This is a genomic window from Paenibacillus silviterrae (genome assembly GCF_030167925.1).
Lineage (GTDB): Bacteria > Bacillota > Bacilli > Paenibacillales > NBRC-103111 > Paenibacillus_G > Paenibacillus_G silviterrae.
Genome location: NZ_JASKUT010000001.1, coordinates 3898637 through 3917171 on the forward strand (window position 1 = coordinate 3898637; position 18535 = coordinate 3917171).

Annotated in this window: 19 protein-coding genes; 7 read left to right on the top strand and 12 right to left on the bottom strand. The window is 53.2% G+C overall.

The features are described from left to right. Nucleotides 1–141: 141 nt before the first annotated feature. A complete protein-coding gene (locus QMO62_RS17910; RefSeq protein ID WP_284642967.1) occupies nt 142–1509 on the bottom strand; it encodes a sodium-dependent transporter in 1368 nt (455 codons plus the stop codon). Between the two features lie 212 nt (nt 1510–1721). On the opposite strand from QMO62_RS17910, the gene QMO62_RS17915 reads away from it, so the two are divergent. Beyond that, nucleotides 1722–3068 carry a flavin monoamine oxidase family protein gene (locus QMO62_RS17915; protein ID WP_284642968.1) on the top strand — a complete coding sequence of 449 codons (1347 nt, stop codon included), beginning with the start codon at nt 1722–1724 and terminating at the stop codon, nt 3066–3068. A gap of 66 nt (nt 3069–3134) precedes the next feature. On the opposite strand, the gene QMO62_RS17920 is transcribed toward QMO62_RS17915, so the two are convergent. From QMO62_RS17920 to QMO62_RS17930, 3 genes are all read right to left on the bottom strand, one after another. Continuing rightward, the gene (locus QMO62_RS17920; protein ID WP_284642969.1) at nt 3135–3659 is read right to left on the bottom strand and encodes a DinB family protein; all 525 of its coding nucleotides are present in this window, start codon (nt 3657–3659) and stop codon (nt 3135–3137) included. Nucleotides 3660–3726: 67 nt separating this feature from the next. After that, the gene (locus QMO62_RS17925) at nt 3727–4674 is read right to left on the bottom strand and encodes a helix-turn-helix transcriptional regulator (RefSeq protein ID WP_284642970.1); all 948 of its coding nucleotides are present in this window, start codon (nt 4672–4674) and stop codon (nt 3727–3729) included. 9 nt (nt 4675–4683) lie between these two features. Then, the gene (locus tag QMO62_RS17930) at nt 4684–5034 is read right to left on the bottom strand and encodes a zinc ribbon domain-containing protein YjdM (RefSeq protein WP_284642971.1); all 351 of its coding nucleotides are present in this window, start codon (nt 5032–5034) and stop codon (nt 4684–4686) included. Between the two features lie 124 nt (nt 5035–5158). On the opposite strand from QMO62_RS17930, the gene QMO62_RS17935 reads away from it, so the two are divergent. The 4 genes from QMO62_RS17935 to QMO62_RS17950 all read left to right on the top strand — a co-directional run bounded on the left by QMO62_RS17935 (nt 5159) and on the right by QMO62_RS17950 (nt 9665). Continuing rightward, nucleotides 5159–5857, top strand: coding sequence for a response regulator transcription factor (locus tag QMO62_RS17935; RefSeq protein ID WP_284642972.1), 699 nt, complete (start codon nt 5159–5161; stop codon nt 5855–5857). Continuing rightward, nucleotides 5850–6860 carry a sensor histidine kinase gene (locus QMO62_RS17940; RefSeq protein WP_284642973.1) on the top strand — a complete coding sequence of 337 codons (1011 nt, stop codon included), beginning with the start codon at nt 5850–5852 and terminating at the stop codon, nt 6858–6860. The genes QMO62_RS17935 and QMO62_RS17940 overlap by 8 nt, the downstream gene beginning before the upstream one ends. Nucleotides 6861–6964: 104 nt before the next feature. Continuing rightward, a complete protein-coding gene (locus QMO62_RS17945) occupies nt 6965–7729 on the top strand; it encodes an ABC transporter ATP-binding protein (RefSeq protein ID WP_284642974.1) in 765 nt (254 codons plus the stop codon). After that, nucleotides 7719–9665 carry an FtsX-like permease family protein gene (locus QMO62_RS17950; RefSeq protein ID WP_284642975.1) on the top strand — a complete coding sequence of 649 codons (1947 nt, stop codon included), beginning with the start codon at nt 7719–7721 and terminating at the stop codon, nt 9663–9665. Before QMO62_RS17945 ends, QMO62_RS17950 begins: the two co-directional genes overlap by 11 nt. A 137-nt stretch (nt 9666–9802) precedes the next feature. Here QMO62_RS17950 and QMO62_RS17955 read toward each other — a convergent pair whose 3' ends face one another. Next, nucleotides 9803–11125 (bottom strand): polysaccharide deacetylase family protein, encoded by a 1323-nt coding sequence (locus tag QMO62_RS17955; protein ID WP_284642976.1) that lies wholly within the window; start codon nt 11123–11125, stop codon nt 9803–9805. A gap of 335 nt (nt 11126–11460) precedes the next feature. Between QMO62_RS17955 and QMO62_RS17960 the strand changes: the two genes are divergently transcribed. Then, entirely contained in the window at nt 11461–11922 is a 462-nt protein-coding gene (locus QMO62_RS17960) for an acyltransferase family protein (RefSeq protein ID WP_284642977.1), read from the top strand. A gap of 65 nt (nt 11923–11987) precedes the next feature. Here QMO62_RS17960 and QMO62_RS17965 read toward each other — a convergent pair whose 3' ends face one another. Genes QMO62_RS17965 through QMO62_RS17980 form a run of 4 tightly spaced genes read right to left on the bottom strand, consistent with a single transcriptional unit; the run spans nt 11988 to nt 15248 of the window. Further along, nucleotides 11988–13376: a hypothetical protein gene (locus QMO62_RS17965; RefSeq protein ID WP_284642978.1), complete on the bottom strand. Its 1389-nt coding sequence runs from the start codon at nt 13374–13376 to the stop codon at nt 11988–11990. Between the two features lie 2 nt (nt 13377–13378). Continuing rightward, nucleotides 13379–14149, bottom strand: a complete 771-nt coding sequence (locus tag QMO62_RS17970) for a DODA-type extradiol aromatic ring-opening family dioxygenase (protein ID WP_284642979.1) — start codon at nt 14147–14149, stop codon at nt 13379–13381. Nucleotides 14150–14156: 7 nt separating this feature from the next. Beyond that, on the bottom strand, nt 14157–14819 hold the full coding sequence (locus tag QMO62_RS17975; protein WP_284642980.1) for an alpha/beta hydrolase: 663 nt from the start codon (nt 14817–14819) through the stop codon (nt 14157–14159). A 24-nt stretch (nt 14820–14843) separates the two neighbouring features. Continuing rightward, nucleotides 14844–15248: a DoxX family protein gene (locus QMO62_RS17980; protein WP_284642981.1), complete on the bottom strand. Its 405-nt coding sequence runs from the start codon at nt 15246–15248 to the stop codon at nt 14844–14846. A 147-nt stretch (nt 15249–15395) separates the two neighbouring features. On the opposite strand from QMO62_RS17980, the gene QMO62_RS17985 reads away from it, so the two are divergent. Then, on the top strand, nt 15396–15947 hold the full coding sequence (locus QMO62_RS17985; protein WP_284642982.1) for a helix-turn-helix domain-containing protein: 552 nt from the start codon (nt 15396–15398) through the stop codon (nt 15945–15947). A 176-nt stretch (nt 15948–16123) separates the two neighbouring features. Here QMO62_RS17985 and QMO62_RS17990 read toward each other — a convergent pair whose 3' ends face one another. The 3 genes from QMO62_RS17990 to QMO62_RS18000 all read right to left on the bottom strand — a co-directional run bounded on the left by QMO62_RS17990 (nt 16124) and on the right by QMO62_RS18000 (nt 18460). Further along, on the bottom strand, nt 16124–16558 hold the full coding sequence (locus tag QMO62_RS17990) for a hypothetical protein (RefSeq protein WP_284642983.1): 435 nt from the start codon (nt 16556–16558) through the stop codon (nt 16124–16126). Between the two features lie 49 nt (nt 16559–16607). Further along, nucleotides 16608–17804 (bottom strand): ParM/StbA family protein, encoded by a 1197-nt coding sequence (locus QMO62_RS17995; protein WP_284642984.1) that lies wholly within the window; start codon nt 17802–17804, stop codon nt 16608–16610. 230 nt (nt 17805–18034) lie between these two features. Further along, on the bottom strand, nt 18035–18460 hold the full coding sequence (locus QMO62_RS18000; protein ID WP_284642985.1) for a VOC family protein: 426 nt from the start codon (nt 18458–18460) through the stop codon (nt 18035–18037). Between the last annotated feature and the right edge of the window lie 75 nt (nt 18461–18535).

An 18535-nucleotide genomic window follows, 5' to 3' on the forward strand; every position in this document is an offset into this window, starting at 1 on the left:
ATCTCGCCTGTAATGCCTATCCGATATTGACCTTCTCCACGTCCTTCAAAGTGTCAGGTGCTTTCACGATAACCCTGGGTGATGCGATTATAGGCAAAAAAGCCACCCTGATCCTACATCAGGGCAGCTTTCGTTGTGCGGCTATACCTTTAACAGTCCGACCGAATAGAGAAACACCAGCACAATGAGAACAGGCACGACCAGTCGGAGCAATATCATCCATGTTCGGTACCAGAAGCCGGACAAGCCGACCTCTTCACCGGCTTTCTTCCAGGCGTAACCTGTGAACAGCGTGACAACCAAGCCGCCTACAGGCATCAAAACATACGCAGTCACATAGTCAACCCAGTCAAAAATGGTCTTGCCTCCCGGCTGGAATGAGCCCAGCACCCCACCGACGGACAGTGCCGCCGGAATCCCTACGAAGAAGCACACTAGGGAAACGACAACCGCCGCTTTCTTTCGGCTCCAGCTCCATTTATGCATCGCAAAGGCCACGGGGACCTCCAGAATCGATACGGCTGAGGTTAGTGCGGCAATGGCCAGCAGCAGGAAGAACAGGCCGCCGAACATTGCTCCGAAGGGCATCTGCGTGAATGCTGCAGGGAGCGCCATAAACGCCAAACCGACGCCTTCGCTCGGCTGAAGACCGTAGGAGAACACGGTAGGAAAAATGACGAGTCCGGCGATGAAGGCGTAGACCAAATCCCCGAGCCCGATGGCGATGGTCGCCGTGCCGAGCGATTGTTTTTTGTCAACGTAGGATCCGTACGTCAGCATACAGCCCATCCCGAGAGACAGGGAGAAGAACGCATGCCCTAGCGCGATCAGCATCGATTCGGCATCCAGCTTGGCGAAATCCGGCTTCAAGAAAAACCGGACGCCCTCCATCGCGCCGGGAAGCGTGAGCGACCGAGTCAGCAGGATCAGCAGGATGATCAGGAAGCCGGGAATCAAAATCTTGTTAAACTTCTCGATCCCTCCCGACACGCCTCTCGCGATGACCCATCCGCTGACCAGCATCACGACGGCCTGCCAGAAGATCGGCATGTATCCTGAAGCGAAGCCGGTAAACACGCTCTTGTAATCAAGACCCGGCTTCATAAGAATGCCTGAGAACGATTGAACGGTGTAATGAAGGGTCCAGCCTGCTACCACGGCATAATAAGACATGATTAGGAAGGCCGTGAGAACCGATAGAAAGCCGAAGAAGCTCCAATATTTTTTCCCCGACAGATTGAATAACGAACTTGAGGCATTCCCTCGGCCGCCCCGTCCGATCGCCATCTCTGCGAGCAGAATCGGTAATCCGACGATAACCAGGCAAATAATGAAAAGCAGGAAAAACGCTGCTCCTCCGTGCTTACCCGTAATATAAGGAAACTTCCACAAATTCCCCAGACCGACTGAGCTTCCGATCGCGGCCAGTATGAAGCCTGAGGAAGAAAACCGCTCCTTGCTCCCGTTCTTCTTATGCTCAGGGGTTGTCTTAGGTGACTGACTGCTCATGATGCTTTCCCCATCCTTTCTAATTATACATGTTAGAGTATAGCAAGGAAGCCGCGGCTTCTCATAGGGGGGAATATTTGGAAAAAACCTCTTAAAACATCCCTATATTATTCTGCGAATATCCGCGGCAAGGGATTCTCCTTGATTATAACCGGATTGTTTTGGGAAGAGATAAGGAAGCGTGTCGATCAAGCTTATCTGGGGGAGTTTCTTTGACAGGTCCATATGATACGGATGTCATCATTATTGGGGCAGGTCTGGCGGGCCTAACTGCCGCCATGGAGATCAAGAGACGAGGTGCTGCCTGCATCGTGCTGGAGGCCCGAGACCGGGTTGGGGGAAGAATGTACAGCACGGTAGCTGACGGGGTTGTGATCGATTACGGCGCCCAGTGGGTATCATCCGCGCAGCCCAGGATCATGAGCCTGTTACAGCAGTTCCATATCCCGACAACCCCCACGTATACCGATGGAAAAACATTTTACGAGCTGCTCGGCAGGAGAAAAGCGGCACGCTCCGGCATCCATCCTCTGCCGCTTCCTTCCTTATTCGACTTTTACCGTATGCAAAAAAGACTGGAGCAGCTAAGCGGGCACATCGACAATTGTGCGCCGTGGAGCTCAAAGCAGGCCTCCTCTCTGGATGCCCGAACGGTTCAGTCCTGGCTGGAGACGTCCATGTTCACCCGTTACGGGAAGGCCCTGTTCCGGGTAATTGCCGAGGAAGGCCTGTGCGGAGATTTAAGTGAGTTCTCCTTGCTGGATCTCGCCTGGTCGCTGTCATGCAGCGGCAGCTTCAAGGGGCTCTTCTCTGCTGAGGAATTTTGGATGCTCGGCGGTTCCCAGACACTTCCGCAGCAGATGGCCGCAACGCTTGGGGATTCAGTCAAGCTGAACGAGCGGGTTCGAACCATTGCGTGGCAAGCGGATGCCGTCACGGTCTTTACGGACCAAGAGAAGTGGGTAGGGCGCAAAGTGATTTTGGCCATGCCTCCTGCCTTCACCGCAAGGATTCACTACGAGCCGGCGCTGCCCTTCCTGCGGGACCAATTCACCCAGCGGGTCGGTCAGGGGGCTGCTCTAAAATTCATCCTGGTATACAACAAGCCCTTCTGGCGGAACAACGGATGGAACGGGAAGGCTTACCTGGATCGGGGACCGGTTACTACGACGTTAGACAGCACGGCGCCGGGGCAGCCGCGGGGCGTGCTATCCGCGATCGCCACAGGTACCAACGCACGCTCTTTGGGACTTCTGAAGCCGCAAGAACGGCACGCAAAGGTGCTCCAGAGTGTTGCCCGTGCCTTTGGCACTGAGGCTTTGCAGCCTGCAGCCGTCCACGAGTGGGACTGGCTCTCGGACCCTTGGGCCCGCGGCGGCTATTCGGCCCACCTTGCTCCCGGCGTGCTGACGCAATTCGGTCCGGCACTGCTGCAGCCGATCGGTCCTCTTCACTGGGCTGGAACGGAAACCGCCACCGAATGGCGCATGTACATGGAGGGAGCCGTGCAGTCCGGGTTACGGGCGGCGGAAGAGGTCCTTCTTTCGTTCCGGGAATGAGCCATTAAGCCGCTATTTTAACAAAAAAAGCGGCCCCATGGGGGCCAAGCCAGCACTGCTTTATCTTTACAGCTCCTTAATCAACCGGTCCTTCTGCATCAAATGATGCCGGTAATGCATTTCCACCAGCTCGAACCATTCCCGGGCATTGAGCGCCCCTAGGCGAGGATGAGCCGCCTGCACCCCTTCCGGTGCACCGTCCAAGGCCGGTGCGAGCTCCTTCATCCGGGTCAGCACCTTGTTCAGCCCCCCGATCAGCTGCTCCTTGCTTTCCGGCTGCCCGGGGGTATACTGCGGGGACGGCGCGACTTGAATACGGGCCGGCGGAAAGCCTCCCAGCTCGAAGATCGCTGTCCCCGGCTCAGTTTTCTCCCCTGCCGTCACCGTTCCCTCATCCGCCATGATGCACCGCTCGGCATTGCGAAGCTGCATGAACAAGGCGCTGTTGATCAGGTGCTGAACCATTTGCCCCAGTGACCATTCCTGCTCGCTCGGCTGCCGCGTCAGCCGCTCCATGCTCAGCGGGCTAAGCTCTTCTTCATAATGCTTTGTCAGCTGTTCCATACTCTCTAAGATTTTCGATGTTTTCATAACGTTTGCCAGCTCCCTTTGCTAATGGATAGACCCATTATACAGAAACGCTACTGACAACAGTATGTCAGTAGCGTTTCCACATGTTTTGGGCCTCTTCACGTATCCGGCTCCTCAGCTCTTCCGGCTCAAGAACCACCGCTTTCGCCCCCCAGCCGAGCATCCACTGCAGCACGTCGCCCAGCTCTCTGACGCGAAGCGTTACCTCAAGGCCATCCTCACGATCTGCAAACCCCTCGATGAAAAAGTAGCCCGACTCCCTGATTCTCTCCGCAATATCCGGGTCGGCCAGGATCCGTACGATCGTGTGTCGATCGTCCCGCGGCTTGTACTCCTCCAACCGGAAGTCCGCCGGAAGCTCGAACGAGGTCTCCAGAAGCGTAAGGTCTCGTATGCGCGACAAGCGAAAATGACGGAGCTCCTGCCGCAAATCGCAGTGGGCAACGAGCATCCAGGCGTGCTGGACAAGAGCAAGGCCATAAGGGGCCACATCGCGGACACTGTTGCGTTCTCCATCAGACCCGGGCACGCCCTTCGAATAATCGAGCCTTACCTTTCGTTTCTCCAATATCGCCCGGCGAAGCACCTCCAGGTGCCGTTTCTCTTGCCCGGTGACCCGTGCCTCTCCCGAGTTCAACAGTCTCGTGGTCTTCCGAGCGCGGGATGCCTCTGCCCGTATACCCTCCGGCAGGGTCGCCTCGATCTTCCCCCTTGCGCTGGAGGCTTTCGAGCCCCAGTCGGAGTCGAACCTCATCTCGATAAAATCCGTCCCGAGCAGCAAGGCCACCGCTTCCTCCGGCGTAAAGCTCACCGGGGGCAGGAAATATCCCTCCATCAGAGAATATCCCATTCCGGGGGCCCCCACTACCGGAACACCTGCTTCACATAAGGCCTGAATATCGCGATAGATCGTCCTTGTGCTGATTTCCAGGCTCGCGGCCAGGTCCTCCGCCCGCATAAGTCCTTTCCGTTGAAGCTCCAGGATAATCGCTAACAACCGGTCCGTTTTGTTCATGCGTGCAGCCTAGCTCGATTTTTTCACAAATTCGGATTTCAGCTTCATCGCTCCGAAGCCATCGATCTTGCAGTCAATATTGTGATCGCCATCCACCAAACGAATGTTCTTCACCTTGGTGCCCACCTTCAATACCGAGGAGCTTCCCTTTACCTTCAGATCCTTGATGACCGTTACAGTATCGCCATCCTGCAGGAGATTGCCGTTCGCATCCTTCACGACCGGCTGATCGGAGCCCTGCTCGTTCTCTCCTTCTGGAGAGCCGCTCCATTCATGAGCGCACTCCGGGCACACGTAGAGACTTCCGTCCTCGTAGGTATAGGGGGAATTGCATTTAGGGCAGTTTGGCAGCATAGACACGGATGGATCGTCCTCCTAAGGTTTTCTGCTTATTCTAATACAAAATGGGTTCATTTTCTAATTTATTTGTTTTCTATTAGAATAGAGGCATAGAGATAAGCAAAGTAAAGTGTGGTGATCTGCCTTGTTCAAGCTGTTGTTGATTGAAGATGACGCCACCTTGTTCCACGAGATCAAGGAACGGCTGAGCCAGTGGGCTTACGAGGTTCACGGAGTTACCGATTTCGGCAAAATATTGGAGCAATTCACCCTCGTGCAGCCGGACTTGGTCATCATTGATATTCAGCTGCCGAAGTTCGACGGCTTTCATTGGTGCCGTCAGATTCGGGCTCATTCCAACGTGCCGATCGTTTTCCTCTCCTCGCGCGATCACCCGACGGACATGGTCATGTCGATGCAGCTGGGAGCGGATGATTTCATACAGAAGCCCTTCCACTTCGAGGTGCTCATCGCCAAAATTCAAGCGATGCTCCGGCGTGTCCATAATTATAGCAGTGAGCCGGTGAAACTCCGGACCTGGTGCGGAGCGGCGATAGATTTCGAGAGCAATGCCGTCACGAATGAGGCCGGGACGGTCGAGCTCACGAAGAACGAGCTGTACATCCTCAAGCTGCTGATCGAGCATAAGAACAAAATCGTCAGCCGCGAAGACATCATCACCCGGCTGTGGGACGACCAGCGCTTCGTGAGTGACAATACGTTAACGGTGAATGTCAACCGGCTTCGGAAGAAGCTCGACGAGCTGGGGCTCGGACGGTTTATCGAGACCAAGGTGGGACAGGGCTATATGGCGACGGAAGAGGCGGGCTCCGCCCATGGTTAGCAAATTTATCGCCGAAAGGCGCAGCTGGTTCCTGTTCTTCATCTTCCTCCAGCTGCTCCTCCTCGTGATTGCTTACGTCGATACGACGCTCCCTTTCGCCTCCATGCTCTATATCGTGTTTCTATCGACGCTCCTCTTTGTCGGCTTCACGGTGTACCGTTATCACCGGGAGACCCGGTTCTACCGGCAGCTGGAAGAATGGGACCCCCATATCGGCCTAGCTGGCTTAGGCACAGCAGCCCAGAGCCCGTTCGAGCGGATCGTGGAGAGCAGCTTGACGGACCAGACGAACCAGCTGGAGCGCTCCGCCTCACACCGTTTTACCCTGCTGGAGCAGGAGAAGGACGAGCTGCTCTCCTGGATCCACGAGGTGAAGACGCCATTGACCGCCATGCGCCTCATGATCGACCGATTGAGCGACGAAGCCTTGAAGGCGCCGCTGACCTATGAGTGGCTTCGCATCCACCTGCTGCTGGATCAGCAGCTGCATCAGAAGCGGCTTCCTTTTATGGAGAACGACTTGTTGATCGAGAAGATCGACCTGGAAGCCCTGCTGTTCATGGAGCTCAAGACACTGCAAACCTGGTGCATCCAAAAGGGCATCGGCTTTGACATCGAGCTGGAGGTGAACGAAGTGCTTAGCGATGCGAAATGGCTGGCTTTCATCCTTAGGCAGCTGCTGACGAATGCCGTAAAGTACAGTGACCCGGCTTCCGACATTACGGTAACAAGCTTTAGGGAAAGCGGGCATGTACGGCTTTCGGTCAAGGACCGCGGCCGCGGCATTGATCCGAAGGACATGCCCCGCCTGTTCGATCGCGGTTTTACTTCCACAGGCCATCATGCGGATAGTGCCGCTACCGGAATGGGATTGTACTTAGCCCGGAAAGCGGCGCATGCGCTGCAGATCCATATCGACGTTCAGTCCGAGCTGAAGGCCGGTTCAACCTTCACTCTTACCTTCCCGAGACGTAACGACTTCACTCGTATCACAGGCATGTGACAGCTTTGTCACATGCCCTTCTCTTTTGTTAGGCCGATCGAAGGAAACGGACGGCTGCTTTTTCTATAATAAGGCGAGAAGAAACAAAAGGAGTGAAGAAAACCATGCCAAGCATCTTAGAGGCTGTGAAAATTCATAAGACCTACGGGAATAAGTTCAATAAGCAGGAAGTGCTGAAGGGCCTTGATTTGAGCATTGCGGAAGGGGAATTTGTCAGCATTATGGGCGCGTCCGGTTCCGGGAAGACGACCCTGCTCAACGTGCTCTCCTCGATCGATACGGTCAGCGGGGGCTCCATCCGGATTGAGGGACGGGAAATTACCGGGATGAAGGAAAAGCAGCTCGCGGAATTCCGAAAACAGCATCTGGGGTTTATTTTCCAGGATTACAATCTTCTTGATACGTTAACCGTGAAGGAAAATGTGCTGCTTCCGCTCTCGGTCGCCAAAGTGCCGAAGCAGGAGGCTGAACAAAAGTTCCAGGCGGTAGCCAAGGAGCTTGGTATCTATGAGGTGAAGGATAAATATCCGAACGAGATTTCCGGCGGACAGAAGCAGCGGACCTCGGCAGCAAGAGCCTTCGTCCATGAGCCGAGCCTCATCTTCGCCGATGAGCCGACGGGAGCGCTGGATTCCAAATCCGCCTCCGATCTGCTGAATAAGCTGAGCGGCATGAACGTACAGCGAAAGGCCACGATTGTGATGGTGACGCATGACCCGGTGGCGGCGAGCTACAGCAGCCGAGTTATTTTCATTAAGGACGGGTACATCTATACGCAGCTGTATCGGGGGCAGGAGACCCGGCAGGCGTTCTTCCAGGACATCATGAAAACCCAGGGCGTGTTAGGCGGGGTGCAGGATGAGCAGTAAGCATTTGATTTTTCAAAATCTGAAGTCCAACCTTAAGCATTATTATCTTTACGTGTTCGCCCTAATCTTTAGTGTCGCGCTGTATTTCGCCTTCGTTACGCTGCAATATGACCCTGCCTTGGATGAGACCAAGGGCAGCGTGAAGGGCGCCGCCTCCATCCGCGCGGCCTCCATCCTGCTTGTAGCGATCGTAGGCGTGTTCAATCTGTACGCCAATAACATCTTCGTCAAACGCCGGAGTAAGGAAATCGGCCTGCTCCAGCTCATCGGGATGACGAAGAACACGATCTTTCGCATCCTTAGTGCGGAGAACGGCATGCTGTATTTCGGCTCGCTCGCCGTCGGCACCTTTATCGGCTTCTCCGTATCCAAGCTGATCCTGATGATTTTATTCAAAATCACCGGGGTGAATGGCATCGCAACCCTGCATTTCTCCATGCAGGCCTTGGTGCAAACGTTGATCGTGTTTACAGCCATCTACCTTCTCATCATGCTGGTCAACTACATTTTCATCCGGCGCCAGAGCATCCTGTCGCTATTCCGCTTCCGCTCCTCCACTGAGGACCAAGTGAACCGGATGACCGTGGCTGAAGCGGTGATGGGGGCGGCCGGACTGGCGTTGATCCTGCTTGGCTACTATGTATCGTCGAAGCTGTTCGGCGGAGCCTTCGTCTCTACGACGGAACTCTTCTCGGCCATGGTATTCATTCTGGCTTCGGTCATTATCGGCACGTACTTGTTCTATAAAGGCTCCGTGCTGCTTCTGTTTCAGCTGGCTCGGAGAAGCAAGAACGGCTACCTGACGGTACGGGAGGTGCTGTCCCTCTCTTCGATCATGTTCCGCATGAAGTCGAACGCGCTGCTGCTAACCGTCATTACCACCGTGTCCGCTCTGGCCATCGGGCTGTTATCGCTCAGCTACATCTCGTACTATTCCGCCGAGAAAATCGCCGAGCAATCGGTCCCCGCCCACTTCGCCTTTACGCAGCCTGATGATGCAGAGCGATTCACCGAATCGCTTAAAGCGAAGGGACTTGAGCATCGCACTACCCAAATTGACGTATTGAGAGCTCACGTCAATATATCGGACATTATGGAATCGCGTGTTGAGGGACTTCTACTGGATCCGGCAAAATTAACGATCCCTGTTATTACCGATACCGCTGCGGGCTTAGGGAATTTACCTGCCGACCAGGTGCTCTTCACAGGGTATAACGATCTGCTTCAGAAGTTTCTGCCCTTAAAGTCTACCGGCACGATCGAGCTGTCCATCGGTCAGACTCCGATGCAGCTGAGCTACCTTGGCCTGAAGAAAAATTATGTTCTTCCGCGGTATTTTTCCGACGGCGGCCAGCCGATTGCGATCGTCGATTCATCGGTATTCGAGCGGCTCCGCAAGGAGCTGGATCCATCCATTCAGAAGAAGTCATCGCTTTATATCGGTGTCGATCTGATCCATCCGGAGGAGCTTGAAGCGGCCAATGTGCTGTTTCACGACATGGGGTTCGCCAAGAACCGTGATTATGATTCCCGGCTCGATATCAGCAACACCCAGAAGCAGAATATGGGGCTGATCATGTTCATCGTGGGGTTCCTAGGCCTGGCCTTCCTGGTCACCTCCGGCTGCATTTTGTATTTCAAGCAGATGGAAGAAAGCGAGGACGAGAAGCCGTCCTATACGATCCTGCGCAAGCTCGGCTTCACGCAGAGCGACCTGCTCGGCGGAATCCGGGCCAAGCAGCTGTTCAGCTTCGGCATACCGCTCGTCGTCGGCTTGGTACACAGCTACTTTGCGGTACAATCCGGCTGGTTTCTGTTCGGTACGGAGCTTTGGGCGCCGATGGCCATTGTGATGGCCCTGTACACGGTGCTGTACTCCATCTTCGGCTTCCTTTCCGTGCTGCATTACAAAAAAATCATTCGCGAGTCACTGTAAGCTGTCCGCACGCATGCGAACTGTCATTTCCCGCTCGGAAAGTTTGGGAAAGCTCAGCTCCCTAAGTGGGCTGGGCTTTGCTTCTTTTATGAAAAAAAAAAGGACGTGCCCCGAATGGAGCACGCCTTTGCATACGTTTAATGAAAAATTACGAATTTTAAATGATTCCCTTTGAGTACCTCAATAATCTCCGGCAGCGCTTCAACCGTCACCTTATCCTCATGCATTACGTATACGCCCCCGGACGAATCCACCTCCCGGAAATATCGAACGATATCCTCCGGCTTCTTGGCGTGCCAGTCCTCGGGGTCCCGATTCCACATGAGAAGCTTCATCGGCAGCTCCTTGACGTTTGTCTTAAGCTGCTGATCCACCGCGCCGTACGGCGGTCGAAACAGGGTCACCGGTGTATGAGTAAGTGCCTCCAGCGCCTTGTTCGTTTTCGTTATATTGGTTATCCGCTCTTCAGGAGCTGCCTTCGTAAGAACACTATGATCCCAAGAATGATTGCCGATCGACATGCCCTGCTCGTTCGCGTAGGTAACGGCATCGGGATTGCGTACGACATTCTTGCCGACGAACAGAAAGGTTGCCGCCACGTTGTTCTCTTTCAAAATATCGATAATTCGCTTCGTATATTGCGAGGGCCCGTCATCGAACGATAAGGCCACATACCCCTTAGGCAGCCCGTAAAGACCGTGCCCCTCATCAATTGTAATGACCTCATACTCCTTAGGAGCTGCAGCAGGCGGTGAAGGCGGTGCGGGCTCCTCCCGCTGCTGCCGCTGGTCCGGTGCGGCGACGGCGTGCACCGCTTGACTTACAAGAGCATCGCTTGGGTTCCCGCTCAAGGCTGGCATGGCAACCGTCTGCGGAGACGCCTCCTCGGCAGGATCCCGGACAGGTTCCACCGCCTTGTGGCCGAAGTGGCCGCTAAGGGCCATCGCGCCTTCCGTCAGCCAGCCGGCTTCCAAGCGGAAGCATACGATCACCAGCAGCGCGCTGATGATCAACAGCCGAAGGGCTGCTCTTGCTTTGCGGGCTGGAACGCGTCTTGCATGCCGCGCTTCGGTATGCTCTTCCTCCCGGTCCTCTTGCTCAGTCCTCATTCCTTCGTCGGGAAGGTATGGAGGCGACATATGCCTAAGGCGCTCGAGCTGGGCAATAAACCGTTCGCTGCATTCGAAATCCAGCTTCACCCGTGTATCATTCGTCATCCAGGTAAGAGCGCAATAATAGGTCGTGCGATACGGGTTCCATTTGGGATACGGAGAAATTCGAACCCTCGCTCCATTCAGCGGCGGGAGTCCGGCCAAACGGACATACGTGAATTCATCAATGTCCATCGTATACGAGGCCTGCTCATCCTGCTGTGTTACGCCGATCGTGATGTAATAGCCGCCGCCCGGAGCTTCTCCAAGCGCAAGCAGCTCGATCACCTGTGTGCTTAACGTCTTCATGCCAACCCCAACCTTCTATTCCTTTAACTTCACTCCGGGGAAGCCTGATCCCTGGCGCCGGCTTTCGACATTACTCCCGTTTGTTCTGAGGAAATGTCGTAATCTGTCGTTAGTTTTTCATCAATTATAAAATAATTTCTAGTCATTGAATCGGGACTAAAGCCCTGATTTTTTTTCAAACCCCTTACCTGTAACTACTTCCTTGGTCATTTCATCCCAATGGCTTGTCGTTAACAGAATCAATTACGTTTTGTATCGAAAAACACCCTATTATATGATACAATAAGTATCATTATATCCATGGAATTTTCCTTTTCTCAGGAGGTACGATCGTTTTGAACAGAATAAGCTCCGCCCGGTATGAGCAATTGGATTCTCTTCGAGGCTTGGCCGCCCTCACCGTCGTCATTCATCATCTCTTTCTGGTCCCGTTGGCACTAACGCCTTTCTTCCAGCTCCTATTCCACTTTAAGTCTCCCGTGAAGCTGTTGATTAGCGGCCATGCCGCCGTGCTGTTGTTTTTTGTACTCAGCGGGTTCGTGCTCTCCCTGCCCCTGCACAGACACCAAAGCGTTGACTACCTCCCGTTTCTGCTAAAGAGGCTTTTCCGGATTTACCTTCCCTATCTGGTATCGATTCTGATCGCCATGGGTGCGGCCTCTCTGTTCTATAGCGGCAGCATTGACGGACTCAGCAGCTGGTTTCAATCCTCGTGGAAGCAGCCCCTCAACCCCGCTTCGTTTATGGAGCATATGGTTCACTTGCCCATAAGCTTGCCAAGTCGCCCATTCCAATAAAGGCCTAATCCAGACAAAAAAAACGTCCGTCCCTCAGTCTCAGTAGGGATGGACGTTTTTGCATGCTAGATCGGGACGATCATCAGGTAGAGCAGCAGTACGACCGCCATCGCTGCAGCATATTTGTAGTTCGGCACGGCCAGCTCATGCACCTGCTTCTGAAACAAACCCGCCAGCAAATTATTGACGGCTGAAGCCGGAGAGATGGTATTCGATAAGCCCCAGCTCCCCAGCAAAAGGACAGCCAGCTCCTGCGGACTGATCTGAACGGATGCGGGATCGATCCCAGTGGCGAAAATGGTAATCAGCACGATCGGATGAAGCCCTATCATCGATGTAGCCATGATGAGAACCACCGTCAGGATCGAGAAGGATACCGAAACCGGCAAAGGAATAAAAGACAAAATGGCAGGGATGTAATCTCCGAACCCGGTCGCACCGATCGAACCGCTGAAGAATCCGGCGGCAAGAAACAGCGTCATCTCCTTCTGCAAAGCGGGCAGCGTCACCGTAAGATGATTCGCCAGTCCTTGACGGTAGGTTGCAAAAGCCCCTTTGGCCAGACACCAGCCCAGCGGAAAGAGCACGGCTGCCAGACAGGTGATCAGCACCATAGGCAGCTCAAGCAGCTGCTCCAGCACGAGAACTACGGCGATGGTAGAGACCAAGTAGATGCCAAGCCCAATGGGAAACACCGTTGACTCCTTATCGGCGTTAGCCTCCTCCGGTTCCTTCTCCCCGAACAGGGAGAGAGGATCCTCCTTCTTGAGAAGCTCCTTATACTCTACGGCAAGACTGACAAGAAGGCTTAGGACCGCCAAGCCGAGCATATAAGGAAGCAGGGATGACCAGCGAAGCGAAAGCGAAGAAATCACAACGGCCATCGCTGCAAAATAAGGCGACCATAAGATCGCCCCGGCAAACCCCCGGTTCAACGCATTCGCCAGCAGCAGGTTCATGCCCGGCCGCGGCTTGGCAAAGACGATATGATACACAACGGGAATGGAGCCGACGTTCAGGAATGCCCCCATAATTTGGGTCAACACCTGTGTTCCGGAGAACAACACGGACTTGTTCTTCACGCTCTTCTCATAGAACCGGTTCAAGGCTTCAATATATTCCGGGAGCCGTACCGGGATGCCGAAGAGCGGCGCAAAAATAAACAGGGTGACAATCGTGACATTCATCCCCGCCGCTTGGAACCAGAAGCTCGGCTCTGTCTTCCGAAGGAATAGGAGCACCATCCCTAGGACCAGGAACGAGACCGTAAGCCATAAGGTCATCCCCTTCAACCGGGGAAGCAGCAGGGGGATTGTTACAAACACCAGACCGCCCAGCACCAGGGAAAGCGGCTCCCAGTGCGTAAGCTGCCGGATAATGAACACGACCGCCAATAAGAAAATGGCGGTCCGTTCCAGGGTGGATTTAATAGAGGATCCCTTTAATAAAGACATTCTTATTGGAATTCCCAGCAGCTCAAGCTTAGGCTGCCCAATTGATAGCTTCTATGCAGCAGCTTCGCCTGCCGGTTCTTGTCCCCTGCTCCCATGGCAAGCAGCAAAGGAATGAAGTGCTCATTCGTCGGCACGGCCGCTTCCGCATAAGGCGCTTCTTCCCTGTAGTTGAATAGCGCAGCGGTATCCCAAGCCTCAAGCTTGCTCTGCAGCCAGTTGTCGAAGGCTTCGGCCCATTCGTCCGCCCCATCGCCCTGCCAGCGCAGTCTCCGCAAATTATGAACCGTCCCGCCGCTGCCGATAATGAGAATGTCCTGCTCACGCAGCTCAGACAGAGCTTTGCCTATTTGATACTGCTGCTCATTGCTTAAGTAACGGTTGACGGACAGCGCCACAACGGGAATATCCGCATCGGGATACAGCAATTGAAGGACAGCCCAAGCGCCATGGTCAAGGCCTCTCTCTTCATCCAGCACACTCGGGATGCCGTGCTGTGCGAACAACGATTGAATTTGTTCGCTCAGCGAACGCTCTCCTTTGGCCGGATAAGTGATCCGGTACAATTCCTCCTGAAAGCCCGAGAAATCGTATATCGTACTGTACGTATCCACCGCGCTCACCGTCTGCGACGTTTGCTCCCAATGGGCCGAGAACAGCACGATCGCTTTCGGCCTCGGTTTGCCCGCGGCGAACTTTTTGATAAAATCCGTGTAAGCATTTCGCTCCAAAACAATCGAAGGCGCTCCATGGGCGAAAAAGTAGGATGGCATCATTGATCGCTCACTCCTTTGTATGAAGATGCACTCCGGCATCCTTTATAAGCCATTCCGTGACGTCTCTTTGATTTTCCTCAGACACCCCGTGATCGGTCGGGTAGAGCTTGAAAGTGAATCGCGGTGTCCGCTTCTCCCAGTAGGCCGCGGTTTCGTGCCCGATCGGAACCGGAAACACGGAATCGTACTCCCCGTGGGAAATAAATACCGATACCTCTTGCGTACTCTTCAAAGTATACTCCGTTTTTACAAAATCGGGTACATACCCGTTTAATGCTACAATGCCCTTCAGCTGATCCCCCATCGTTAACGCCAGCGACATCGACAAGATCGCCCCTTGACTGAAGCCGAGCAAATATCGCTTAGCCGGATCGATCGGATATTTCTCCGTAGCGTAATGAATGAAGTGTTCCAGCTGGCGGACTGCTTGGTCAAACAACTCCCGGATGGGATTGCCTAAGCTTTTCAGCTCATAATATTGAAATCCTGCGCCCAGTGTAAGATTCCCGCGAATGCCGACAATAATAAACTCATCTGATAGCGGTGCTGCCAGACCATACATATTCTTCTCATTCGACCCTTTTCCATGAAGCGTGAAGATCGTCGGATAAGTTTTGTTCGGGTCCATCCGGGCCGGCAGATGAATGTCATAAGAATAAACGGGATTCATAGAGACATGCTCTCCCTTCGGCGATTACGCTCTTTGTTTTTTGAAAAAGGCGTGGTCGAGAGACAGTGGTGAAGGCTCGGTTGTCATCAGGTACAGTGCAAGCAAAATAAACGCTATATCCAGCTCATAGCCCGCAGCTTGCCCGTTACCCAGCAATCCGACGGAGAGCTTTGCCGTGAAGATGGCACCGATGAGCATGAGCGCCAGCAAGGCCGATACATACCGGGTAAAGAGCCCGGCAATCAGCAGGATTCCTCCGACCAGCTCAAGAGCCGCTACAGCGTAAGCCAATACGCCGGGGACTCCTATGGAGCTGAACCAAGCCTCTACATTCCCTAATCCCATCTGTAATTTACTGATGCCATGGGCTAGAAATAGGATTCCCAGCACCACACGCGTTATAGTCGATACTACCGTAACTTTCGTCATCTTTTATCTCCCCTTATAAATTATAAGCAATACAAATGTTTATTGCATATGACTAATATACAGGACAGGGCTGTAGCATGTCAACAAAAATATTGCTATTATTAAATTATATTTCGTATTACAAATATTTTTCCGGGGTGAATACGGATGAACATCGGCTCTACTATTAGGACCATCCGCAAGCGCAAAAACATTACCATTGCCCAAATTTGTGAAGAAACCGGGCTCTCCCAAGGCTTCATGAGCCAGGTTGAAACCAATAAAACCTCTCCTTCCATCGCTACGTTGGAAAGCATCGCCAAAGCCTTAAAGGTTCCTTTGGCTTACTTGCTGCTGCAGCAGGAGGAACGGATGGCGATTGTCCGGAAGGACGAACGAAGGATAACGAAGAGCGGAACCGAGCGCCTCAAGGTGGAGCATCTTAGCTCTACGAAAAATGTAAGGATGGTGCTGGTCGAGCTGCCTCCCGGCGGCTCCACAGGGCAAGCCCCCCATGCCCATGAAGGGGAAGAGATCCATTTTGTTATGAAAGGGAAAATCTATGCGGAGCAGGGTGAAGATCACGCTGAATTCGAAGAGGGAGATTCCTTTAGCTGGAACGCCTGCACCCCCCACCTTGTGAAAAATATCGGTGAGGAAACAGCCGTCATTCTCATTGCCGTATATGCTGAGAGCGATAAAGGGACCGATTTTCTGTAAGCTCACAAGCAAAAAAGAGGCGTCTCTTACAGACGCCTCTCTGGGAAGAAGTCGACAAGTATTACTCGGTGTTACTTAGTATGATAAAGAATGACGCCGGACAGCTAATGACGCCCAGTAATCCAAAGTAATACCAGGTACGACTAAGTATTACTTGGTATTCCAGTCTGTTTAGGCTACACCCATGCTTCAATATCCTCATCGGCAATGTCATCGTCAGCCTCATCCGGCTGTACGATTGCGCGGCCCGCTGGGTCGGGTGGTGCAGCTGCTTGCGGCTGGGGCTGCGTTATCCGGACAGGCCTTTCCGGCTCCGCCTGCGGTGCACTGTGGCCAGCAGCCGCAACCTCTCCTCTCCCCTCGCGCATTTCCCGCATTCCTTCATGAGTGAAGGATCCCTTAGGCAATGAAGCTGTCCCCAGCACATTTCGTTCCGTCGGGATAAAGGCTTGCAAATTGCGTACGCCGTTCTGGTAAATTTCATTCTCGATAAGGTACCGGAGCGAATCCATCAAGTTCGTTTGCGCATTGATCCACTGCATCACCGAGGGATCCTCCGTCTTCTTCGTCTTCAGACTAATATTATCACCGGGCTGTTTCGTTTTTTTCACGCGTTCCACCTTCCGGTCGACCTATGATCTATTATCGGGTCGGGTGCTCTTAAGCGGGCTGCGCCGCTTTATTTTTTAGCGCCTCATAAATTTTGCCGCGGACGAAGGCATCCAGCCCCAGCGCGTTCATCTGCACCGCATAGTCATCCGGAATGTAGAGAAGCTGCATTTCCCGCTCCACACACAGCTCATCGAGCCTTGGATACAGAAGGGACCGCATCAGAATGCTTCCTCCCCCATAGACACAGATCAGGTCGATTTCATTCCGCGCTTTGGTCAGCTGCCGCTTCACATTTTGCACGATTTGCTTGACCTGGCTTTCCAGAGGAGTTTTCAACGTTCGAATGGCACGGGCATGATACTTGTGCTTGGGATTTTTAAGGACATCGCTGAAGAACTGTCGGGGACTGTTAGGAAGGTGAATGAGCCTGTTGAATTCATCAAGAGCCTCTTCAATCGCATAGCCTGCTCCATGATGGCTTCCATGCACGAACTGGCGCAGAAACTTATTCCCCTCCGTGATCGGATATTCCGTAGACCCGTCACCGATATCGATATGGAGAATGCGCTTGTCTTTAAAATAAAGACCGTTAAACTTTTTGTCGATTTCATATTTTTCGACAAACTCTTGAAAGATATCCCCTTCTCTCCAATTTCCCTCGGCATCCTTCTGCAGGGCGAAGATCACGGGAGTGGCTTCCGGAACGACCTTGGCAAAAGGGAATGCAATCTTGACCGCCACCCGGTGCGTACCCAAATGTACCGTGACGTGATGGGAGCCGGACGTAAACCGCTTCTCGAACTTGGCCGACGTTTCATCGGTATGCTGCGTAACCGGCAGCGCGGTAGCCATGTCCACTTCGAGGTCGATATGATCGGGAAGCTTCTTCTCCTCCTCGTAAGCCTTCTGAACCGCAACGGCTGCGATCTGTGCCAGCGTATTGACCACAGGCAGATCCATATCGCATTTCATATCAATGCCGATTTGTAAATTATCGAGGATCTCTCCGCTTTCCAGAGCAAACTTGCCGACATAATACATGCCCGGGCGCGCGGCTGGAGAATCGATTGTGACCACCAGCTGATCCTGCAAATTTTTGATAAAGCTCTCAGGCGCCTGCTCCTCGCTCCACGGCAGCTCGTCCACCGTACAATTTACATTGGGCTGCTGCACCAGCTTACCGTCTATGATCAGATCATGCTCACTATTCCCGTTATCATTGCCTACGAAAATATGAAAGTTCATACAATTTTCCTCCCTATTTCAGTAGAATACGTCCCAGTATTACCTTGCCATACCTGGTGTTGTATGGGAATCCACTAATAGGCTCAATAGCTGTCTAAACCTTCTGACCTGTGTGGGGCAAATTTCGACTTTCTATAGAGGGAGAAATTTGACGATTGTTCCTGCTTATCCCGGAATACAAAAGCCCGCGGCGCTTTTTGTTGGCGCCCGGGCCTTTGGTGGTTGGAGCTTTACTTCGCTGTCTCTGTTGTAACGTGGAATGTCACGTCATACTTGTCCTTGACGATACCATAGGCCGGACTCCAGAACGTTTCTTGGATCGGCATGACGGCTTGTCCACCCTCCTGCAGGGCGTTGTAGATCTGCCTCGACTTCTCCGGGTCATTGGAAGTGATACAAATCGTGACATGGTTCCCCTTCTCCACCGGTTGGCCCGGGAAGGTATCGGAAAACATCAGATCCGTATCGCCCACCTTCAGCATGGCGTGAGACACCCGGCCTTTTGCTTCTTCAGGCAGCGGGAATTCAGGGTTGGCCGGCATATCTCCAAAGGTCTGGATACCAATAACCTTAGCATCAAGTGCTTTCTCATAGAACGCAATGGCTTCCTTCGCATTTCCATCCATCACTAAGTAAGGGTTCATTCGTAAAGTCAACTTCGTTCACTCCTGTTCTCGATATGGTTTACTAATCCATTATTGCCTATTTTGCCTGCAAGGAGTACAAAATTT